This window comes from Myxococcus dinghuensis (assembly GCF_024198235.1).
GTDB classification, from domain to species: domain Bacteria; phylum Myxococcota; class Myxococcia; order Myxococcales; family Myxococcaceae; genus Myxococcus; species Myxococcus dinghuensis.
Map to the genome: position 1 here is coordinate 1 of NZ_JAKCFB010000085.1, position 9,327 is coordinate 9,327.

The 9,327-nt window shown below is 67.5% G+C and carries 5 protein-coding genes and 2 pseudogenes; 1 reads left to right on the forward strand and 6 read right to left on the reverse strand.

Annotated features, from left to right (window positions below):
* Positions 1–1,052: 1,052 nt before the first annotated feature.
* The gene (locus tag LZ198_RS42195; RefSeq protein WP_253977842.1) at positions 1,053–2,993 is read left to right on the forward strand and encodes a right-handed parallel beta-helix repeat-containing protein; all 1,941 of its coding nucleotides are present in this window, start codon (positions 1,053–1,055) and stop codon (positions 2,991–2,993) included.
* 23 nt (positions 2,994–3,016) lie between these two features.
* Here LZ198_RS42195 and hxsC read toward each other — a convergent pair whose 3' ends face one another.
* From hxsC to LZ198_RS43790, 6 genes and pseudogenes are all read right to left on the reverse strand, one after another.
* A complete protein-coding gene (gene hxsC, locus LZ198_RS42200; RefSeq protein WP_253977843.1) occupies positions 3,017–4,180 on the reverse strand; it encodes a His-Xaa-Ser system radical SAM maturase HxsC in 1,164 nt (387 codons plus the stop codon).
* Complete coding sequence (locus tag LZ198_RS42205; protein ID WP_253977846.1) at positions 4,177–4,500, reverse strand: hypothetical protein; 324 nt, start codon at positions 4,498–4,500, stop codon at positions 4,177–4,179. Before LZ198_RS42205 ends, hxsC begins: the two co-directional genes overlap by 4 nt.
* A 373-nt stretch (positions 4,501–4,873) precedes the next feature.
* A pseudogene (locus LZ198_RS42210) lies at positions 4,874–5,623 on the reverse strand (radical SAM protein); the annotation flags it as partial.
* A 529-nt stretch (positions 5,624–6,152) separates the two neighbouring features.
* Positions 6,153–7,568 (reverse strand): BREX system ATP-binding domain-containing protein, encoded by a 1,416-nt coding sequence (locus LZ198_RS42215; RefSeq protein ID WP_253977844.1) that lies wholly within the window; start codon positions 7,566–7,568, stop codon positions 6,153–6,155.
* Entirely contained in the window at positions 7,565–7,984 is a 420-nt protein-coding gene (locus LZ198_RS43580; protein WP_323383495.1) for a tellurite resistance TerB C-terminal domain-containing protein, read from the reverse strand. Before LZ198_RS43580 ends, LZ198_RS42215 begins: the two co-directional genes overlap by 4 nt.
* A 101-nt stretch (positions 7,985–8,085) precedes the next feature.
* Positions 8,086–8,358 (reverse strand): annotated as a pseudogene (locus LZ198_RS43790) (tellurite resistance TerB family protein); the annotation flags it as partial.
* Positions 8,359–9,327 lie beyond the last annotated feature (969 nt).

Here is a 9,327-nt window from a genome sequence, read left to right on the forward strand (position 1 = left end):
GTCAACTCCGCTGCTTCGTTGACCGCCCCGCCGTCTCCGCCCTTTCCTCCGGGCTTCTTCGTCGGGGGCGCGGCTTCTACCACCACCGCGTCTCCTGTCAACTCGCTTCGTTGACCGCTGTATTCCGCTCTGATCCTGCACCCCTCCTCCAAGTCCTCCGGGCCAGTGCCCGGGCTTGGTGGCGGGGCGCGGCTTGTACCATCGGATCTGGCGCAGCACCAGCATTCCGTTCATGCGCTGATCGGATTTTTTGTCCGGAAGGCACCACACCAGCCGTCGCGCGTCCGAAAGTCGCCTCGGCGGGCCAGGTCCCAGGCGTTGATGGCGCCCAGCCGGGCGGGCAACCAGGCAGGCATCCCCTTGAAATTCCTGACGCGTCAGGAGCGATGCGGCTGTCCCACCCCGGGGCCGACCGTGAGCCGGGCCTCCAGGAACTGCCCCGGGTCGAACCGCTGCTTCCAGAAGGAAGCTCGTCCGCGGACCTCCCATTGATCGCCTACGGCGGCCCTCTCCCTGGGAGGGAGTGTCCGGAGGCGCCGCACGGACCAAGGAGTGAGGCCGACCTACCGTCGACCGATGATCGGGCAACGCGCCGATTCCATGGGGAGCCCCAGGCAAGGGTTCCACTTCGGGCTCCGTCAGCGAGACACTCCCGGTGTCAGCCGGCCGTGGAGGCTCCGTAGGAGGAAGTCATGCCCTCTCTTCCAGACTCGATGCGGTCCCCTCCTAGAACGGGCCAGCTGGTCGGCCTCTGTGTCGTGATGGTCCTCGGCCTGGGATGTTCTGCCCTTTCCGAGGAGGAGCCGGGAGTCGTCGAGGAGCCCGGCGTCATCAAGGGTCGCATCGTGATGGGCGGCCAGGGCACCTCCGGAATCCCCCCAGGCGCGCAGGTCCCCGGCGCACGCTGCAGGCTCGAGGGTCCTACCATCCAGGACCTGGTGACGGATGAAGACGGGAAGTTTCGCGTCGAAGACGTCCGTGTCGGACGCTATGTGCTCCGCTGCAGCCATCCTACCCTCGCGGGAGTCCACGCCCTGCAGCAGGCTTTCGATGTGCCCTCGACGAAGCTGGGCCCTGGCGGCGTGGTGTTCGGAAAGCTGCCGCTGGAGTTGGTGGGCCTCATCGAGGGAATTGCTCACCTGGAAGGACAAGAGCCGGGGTCGGTCATCACCGTCATGCTGGTGGAAGGGTCCTCGAGTCAGTGGACCAATTCCCAGGGGCGCTTCTATTTTCGTCAGGTCCCCGCGGGAACCTACTCGCTCAGCATCTACTACCCGGGCCACGCGACGCTCGTCGTGAACGATGTCCGGGTCGAGCCGGGTCAGCATGTCACGCTGCCCACCCAGACGCTCCGCCCCGAAGTCCCCCTCTACGGACAACTCCTCGTCAACGGGGGAGCCAAGGCCGTCTCCTCGCGCACCGTGACGGTCTCTTTCGAGGGGTTCGAGGGGGCCACGCACTACAAGCTCTTCGGGCCGAACGGCCCCTTCGACAAGCCCTGGACGCCCATGACGGCGTCTGCCTCCTGGACGTTCGCCTCGGACGGTCCCCAGTCCGTGTCCGCGAGCTTCCTGCATGAGAACGGAAGGGAGAGCCTCCCGAAATCGGCCTCCGTCATCGTGGACACCCAACCTCCACTCGAAGCGCGGTTGCTCGTCAATGGAGGCAGGAGACGGGTCTCGTCTCGAGAGGTCGTCCTCTCGCTGTCCGCCGTCGACACGCACTCGGCCGTGTCGGAGATGAAGGTGGGCAATGACCCGTTGCTCGCGAATGCGCAGTGGGAACCCTTCTCGAACACCCGCGCCTGGACCCTGTCGGACGACAGCCCCACCCACGTGTATGCGACCTTCCGCGATGCGCAGGGCAACGAGCTGCCTGCCCCCGTGTCCACCACCGTGACGGTGAGCCCGGAGACCCAGGTCTCCGGCACGCTGGCCCTCGACACCCGCTGGAGCGAGGAAGCCAGTCCCTACGTCGTCACCGAGGACCTCGTCGTCCCCGTGGGCGGAAGGCTCACCATCGACCCGGGCACGGAGGTCCTCTTCCGGGAGAACACCCGGTTGCTCGTCCAGGGGCAGCTCGTCGCCCGGGGCACGGTGGCCGCCCCCATCCTCTTCGGGGCCGAAGCGCCCGTCGCCCTCCCCGGGAGCTGGCGGGGCCTGACCTTCGCGGACTCCAGCATCGACGCCGTGCTCGATGCATCCGACCAGTACGTCTCCGGAAGCGTGCTCGAACACGTCGAGGTCCGGCATGCCACCACGGCGTTGACCCTGCAGAGCAGCTCGCCGCTCGTGAGCGACAGCACCTTCCACCACAACGGCAATGGCACCGACGCGCTCCTCCTCGACCAATCGCGCGCCCTGGTACGGAACAACCGCATCGAGCAGAACACCACCCGTCATGGATTGTCCGTCTACGCGTGTGACGCCCGACTGGTCGGGAACGTCGTCGCGGACAACAACATCGGGCTGCGGCTCCACGGGAACGTCCAGAATCAATGCGCTTTCGGTGAAGGGCCTGCGCACATCGAGGACAACCACTTCCTGCGCAACAGCCACTCCGCCATCCACGTCCAGGGCGGCGATTCCGTCATCCGGCACAACGACCTGCTCGAGAACTTTCGAGATGCCATCACGGTGGGGGGCGCCGACGTCGGCACGGCGCTCAGCGTCACCGGCGGCACGGTGGTCGTCGAACTCAACCGATTCAAGGACAATCGCGGACCGCCCCGGGCGAGCTCCTCCGCGCTGTCCTTCGCCTCCGGCTCGGTTCGTGTCCGCAACAACACGTTGATGAACGCCACCACGTATGATTTGCGGCTGGTCCCCCCCGCGACCGGGCTCACCCTGGAGGCGACCGGGAACGACTGGTCCACCTCCATCCGCGAGTCGATCGAGGCACGCGTCTGGGATGGCAAGGACGACCCGCGACTGCCGCGCATCGACTTCATGCCGCTGCTCAACGCCCCACCGACCGGCGTCGGAGCGAGATAGTCAGCGCGTGGGGTGAGCGCCCCTCACCCGAGGAAGGGCCGGATGCCCCTGCTTCGCCTCAGGCTCGACGAGGCGAAGAATCCGCCGCACATGTCGCGCTTCTGGCATCCGCCGCACTCGTCGGCGTAGGTGTTCTTCCAATCCGAGATGCTCCGTCGAGCGAAGGCGTGGAGCTCCGCCGGCAGCGTGCAGAGCTGGTGGTTGTAGAGGGAGGTGCTGAGCCCCGCGCGGTCCAGCGTCCGGACCGCCTCGCTCAGCTCCCGCTGGTAGTCGAGCGCGTCGACCCAGAGCAGGCGAAGGTTCGTCTTCGCGAACCCCATCAGCTCCAGCCCCATGAGGGCCACGTGGTCCACGAACCGGAGGTTGCGGGACACGAACTCCGCGAACATCGGCAGTCGCGCGTAGGTCTGGGCATGGATGACGAAGCGCAGCTCCACTCGCACCCGGGCTCGCTTCAGGTTCAGGATTCCCCGCACGGTCTCATCGAAGGCGCCTCGGGCCTGGACCACGTAGTCGTGCTCCTCCGTCAGGTCCGAGTAGAGCGGTACCCCCAGCATCAGGTCCGGGTGTTCGACCCGCCCGACGGCTCGCGCGAAGTCCGGCGACGAGAACCGGCGTCCGTTGGTGAGCACGTGCACGCCGGTGCGCGGCAGCCACTGCTTCAGTTGCTCGAGGAGCAGGATGAGCCGCTCGCCCAGCAGGCCAGGCTCGCCTCCCGTGATGCCCAGCTCACGGGTCTCGGGCGAGATGAGCGGGATGAGGTCCATCAGCTCGTCCACCAGCCACGAGTCGTCCTGCTTCCTCGGGGGCTGCGAGCACATCAAGCGCAGGTTGTCGCAGCGCTCCGTCACCAGCAGCGAATTCGAGGGCGACGCCCGCCGGTAGAGCACGGACAACTCCCGCCGCGCCGGATGGATGCGGACCACGTCCCCTTCGGCGAGGTAGTGCAGTTCGGGCGCGAGCACATACGCGACCTGGAAGCCGTTCCACTCCGAGACGTCCTGTCGCAGGAGATACCCCCGATAGCCCAGAGGCACCGGCCTTCCCGCGGGGTCGCTCAAGAGCAAGACCTCTCGCTCCGGGGCCCTCTCGGGCACATCGCCCTGCTCCCGGATGCGCGCGATGAACGGCGTGGGTGAACACCCGGCGAGCGGGCGCAAGCCCTGGGCAGAGAGCGCCAGGGTCATGGCTCCACCCACCCCATCAAGACCTCTCGGGCGCGGGCATCATCCTCCAGCAAGCCGAGCAGATGTCTCAGCACGCCCATCTGCTTCTTGCAGAAGTCACTGAAGGCCTTGTGCCCCACCCCGTCCCCCTGGGTCGCCCGGTGGAAGATGGGGTCCGCGCCGCAATACGGGAGGAACGGACAGTCCCCGCACATGGGAGCGCCCTCGGGCATCGAGTCGGAGAGGTGGTCGAGGAGCGTCTCGGACAGCAGCAGTGATTCGTAGGAGTCGCGTGCGACGTGCCCCAGCCGGAACGTGTGGTCGCCCATCTCGGCGAGCATCCGCCCCTCGTCCGAGGCGTACACCGCGCCGTCGTAGTTGTAGACGAGGGCCCCAATCCCAATCCCCGCCGGCGACTGGAGGTCGACGTAGTTCGAGCCCCTGGGCGAAAACAGCTTCTGGAGCAGGATGGTCGTGAACTCCTCCCGGAGCGCGTATCCCCGTGCGTTGATGTCCAGGATGTGGCGCAGACCCCGCTCGTAGAACTACAACCACGCCTCGCTGCCGTAGCGGCGCGAGGGTCCCTGACGAGCGGCAGCCGTACGGGCTCACGCTGCGCAGGAAGATGCCATGGAAGCCCTGTCGCACGTACTCGTCGATGATGTCCTCGACGCGTTCGAGGCTCGCCTGCGTCGTCGTCATGAGCGCCGACACCGCATCCGGCCCGAGCACGGTGCGAGCCCGCTCGATGCCCTCGAGCTTCCGCGCATGGCTGTTGCCTCCTCGCACCGGCCGCTGGGCATCGTGCAGCGCCGCGGGCCCGTCGAGCGAGGTGGAGAGCTGGATGTGGTGCTCCCGGCAGAACGCCAGCACCTCGTCGGTGAGCCTCGACAGGTTGCTGGCGATGACGAACTGGAGGTCTCGTCGGTGGTGCTGGTTCAACGCTTCCGCGCGCTCGACGATGTAACGGATGCGCTCGAAGTGGAGCAGCGGCTCGCCGCCCTGGAATTCAATCTTGAGCGCCGGGGACGGGCTGCGGAACGTGAGCTCCAGGGCCCGGTCCGCGTGCTCCCGCGACATGTCGAACTCCGTCCGCCCCTCCGCCTGGCGCGACACCTGACAGTAGTGACAGGAGTGGTCGCAGCGCAGGGTCACCACAAAGATGTGCAGGCCCGTGAAGGTCGCGAGGTTCTCCGCCCGGGTCCGGTACTTCAGCGCCAACAGGTCGAGCGCGACGCGCGACTGGTCGTCGAAGAGGAAGTGCCGCGCCGCCAGGGCCTTGTAGGCTCCGCTGTCCGAGGAGAGCGTATGGTTGGCGAACGCCACCAACTCCTCGCGTGGCAGCACGACGTACTCCCCGACCTCGTTGGTCAGGAGGTAGCGATCGCCATCCAATCGACCGAACCGGAAGGGCGTGAGGCGATAGGACGAAGGGGGGCGGAACGCAGAGCGAGCCTGGAACATGGTGCCGGACCTCCCTGCTCAATCCCGACGGATGAGGTCGGTCCGGGAGAAGGCCTGCGCGAGGATGAGCGCACGGTGCGCGAGCCATTCGACGCGATGCCATAGGCCTTCCGACTGCCTCCACATCCCGAACAGCGACAGCGCTGGGTTCCCTGACAACGAGTGCAGGGCCGTCTGCCCACGCCAGAACAGGGAGGGCACGCACACACGGACCGGCTGCGCTGGCGCAGCACCTCCATCGTCTCCGCCCAGGGGTCGACGTCCTCGGGCTTCACCACGAGGCCGGTGATGCGCTCAGTCCCCCGATACGGCCCCTTACGCCACTGGAGGTTGCGCTCCACGATGGTCGTGTAGAGCCGACTCACATGCCGGGTCTCGACCTCCACGGACTGGACCAGGTCCTCGGGTTTCGAGGGGGCCAGGGGGAGCATCTTCGCCCAACGCACGAACAGACCGATGGCCGCCTGTCGGGTCGTCGCCGTGTCATCGAACACGCGTGGGTCGACAGGATGCAGCGCCTGCAGGGTCGTCATCGCGAGGACCTCGGGTCGTCCACCAGTGGCTCCTCGCTGTTCCGGACTCCTGCCAGGGACAGCAGCAGCAGCCAGGCAGCAGGGGCCCGCGCGAACAGCCCCTTCGAAATGTCGGCGCCCCCGTCAGCGCCTGTAGGAAGCGGGTTCATCATCGACTCCCGGCGACGACGGCCCCTTCGTCGGCTTCTGGCGGCGACGAGAGGTCCGGGTGGGCGTCCATGGATAGAGGCAGTCCGTCGAGGAGCTCCCTCCAGTCCGAGTGGGGGTTCTGTTCGAGGACCGAGAGCAGGTTGATGAAGGCCTTCACCGCGTTGCGAGGCATCCCGGCAGAACGCAGCACCGAGATGCACCGAGCAGTGGGCCATGAAGCCCTCGAGTGCCTCGTCGGGCAGGTGCGGCGGCGTCGGCAACCCCACGGAGTAGAGCCGACGCAGCCTGGTGAGGAGGATATAGAGGTCCTCCGGGGTCAGGTTCGCCAGCCGAAGCACCGGCGACGCGCTGGCCTCCACGAGGTTCTTCGCCGCGAGCCGCGATGGGCTCACCTCGTCGCCGAGGAATCCAGGCGTGCCCCCGAAGAAGAAGCCGAGCCCCACCGGACTTCCCCTCAGACAGTCATCCACGATGTCGGACGCCCGGGCATTGGCGTCGACAAGCGTGTGGAGATTGACCTGCACATCCAGGCACACCAGCACGCCCGCGTAGCCAGCCAGGCGGACGAAGCGGGCCATGAGCGCGAGCTGGTCGTAGAAACCCGCATCATCGACGATGGAGCACACCCCGAGCGCGCGCCGCGCGTCCGCCTGGGTGGAGAACTCGCCTCGCAGCCATCGCAGCGCATCGGCCTCGAGGGTCTCGTTACCGGTGTCGTGGCCCCGCCAGTACGCCACCAGGACCTCCGCGAAGTCGTATCCCCCCACCAGCTCCGAGAGCGCAGAGAGCTGCTCGCGGATGACGGCCTCCGCGTTCGCGTCGCGAGCCCTCGCCACCGCGAGGGCTTGGGTCAAGAAGCGCTCCACGACGTTCGTCAGGGCGCCGCCTTCCGAGCGCGCTCTCGTGGCGAGGTTGCGCATCAACTCCGCGTAGAGGCCACGGGCCTTGCCATCCGTCGCGAGGAAGAGGCGACCGGGGTTGAGGTCGGCATGGACGGTGACGAGCCGCTTCTCCAGCGCGATGGACCGCACGAGGTTGAGCAAGAATGTCTTCCCCGAACCATCATCCCCGAGGACAAAGCGGATGGCGCTGCCGCCAGCGGTGATGCGCTCGATGTCGCCGACGAGCGCCCGCACTTCCTCGCCCCGCCCCACCTGAAGATGCCGCAGCCCGACGCGAGGCACGATCCCCGCCCGTAGTGACTGGACGATGGCGTCGCGCTCCTTCGGTCGGATGCGTTCCCGGGCCGTGTCCGCCGTCATGACACCATCTCCCGCGCCGCCAGGTCGTTGAGGTAGAGGGTCTCCGCACCTTCTTCGAGGAGAACCTCGCCGCACGCATCGCAAGCCGCGTCGTTGATGAGCTCGAGGGCCCCATCCGGTAGGAGGCCATGCTCGGCGGCAAGTCGCTCCACGTCGGCACGAGGCCATTCCGTCCTCGCCAACAGGGCGCGCAGCAAGCGTGAGTGGGCCGCATCGAGCCCCGCGACACCAGGCGACGCCCCTTGCGCGGGCGATGTCCCGGGCGCCGGCTCGGCATCCGCGAGAAGATGCTCCCCAGCAGCGCGGACACAGCGGCGGTCTCCGCCAACTTCGCATGGATGCTTTGCATGTCGAGGGCGACGCGCGGGCGAGGAGCGGTAGGGGCGGATTCGGAGCCCGGCGGCGGCGGTGCGAATCCCTTCACGGGTTCACCCGGCCGGCCCGTGGAGACGGGCTCGGGGGCCGCCCGCGACTTCGCGCCGGCGGCTTCGACATCCGCGTAGAGGCTCGCCTCATCGAGGCCGAGGAGCGGGTAGAGCTTGGAGAGGGTCTTGAGCTCGTGGGGCGACACATGGCCGTCCGCCGCGGCGAACCCCACGAGGACGTGACCCAGGGTGCCCCGCGTCTCGGGAGGAAGCGCCTCGACTCGCTTCTTGTGGCCGGTGTTCGAGAGCGGTCGCGCGAGCAACCAGGCGAGATGCGCCTCGAGCCGGACCCGCTCCGCGTCCTGGAGGCCCAACGCCGTCTCCAGCATGGCCTCCAGTTCGCGCGACTCGTCCTCGGTGACGGTGCCATCCGCTGGGCTGGTGTCGACGACCTCGCCCCTGGTTCAGGTTCAGGAGAGGCAGCAGTACCCTGAACCCCAGTAGGAGCAAGCGGGTCTGTCGACCGAGGCGAGAGCGCATCTGCCGAGAGGGCCGAGCCATCAGAGGCCAAGCCGCTCCGACTCGGGAGGAACACGGGTTGCCGCAGAGAGCGCTTCCTCAAGGGACGACGACGAGGGAACCGCGGCCAGGGTCAGTTCCAGTGATGAGGCAGGCACACCGGAAGTGCCAGTCTCGACGGAACGGTGATGCGAACCGAGCTCTGAGGGACCCGTTGATGCAGCAACAGGCGGTTCCCCAGGAGAGATCACGTCCGCGTCGGTCGCTGACGCCGCCTCCGGTGCGGGAGCCATTGAGGGAGGGAGGCCCGAACGAGCGGGAACGGAGCTATCCCCTACCGGGTTCGAGACGAGGCGCGGAGAGTCGGCGAACAGGAACTCGACGCTGAAGAGAGTCCCGTGGTCACGAGTGCGGGCTCCTGAAGGGAGCTCCATCACGGAACCAGGTGGGGAGCTGCTCGTCAGCCAGTCCGATTGCTGTTCCCTCTTCCACTTCTGATTCAGGCGGTTGAGGTGGCGAATCGCAAACCAGCCAGCCACCCCCAGCACCAGGAGCATGGCGATGCAGATCGCACCCTCGTGACCATTCGACGCAGCAGCGCCGAAAACAAAGGGAAGCGCTCCTATCGACATGCCCATCTCTGACGCCCGCGGCGAAGACAGTCCTCGGACCGCTTCGCAATTCTACACCTCGCACTTCGCGTCATGGGAGAGGCGCGCGCGAGGTCAGGACGGTGACGGCCTATTGACTGCGCACGCCGCACCCGCCGGGAGTGCAAGCCCAGGCGCGCGAGGCCCTGGGCCGGGCACTGGCGGCGCGGAGGCTGTCCGTGAAGCTGGGGCTGGTGGTGGAGCTGGCCGAAGCCGCCCAGGCGC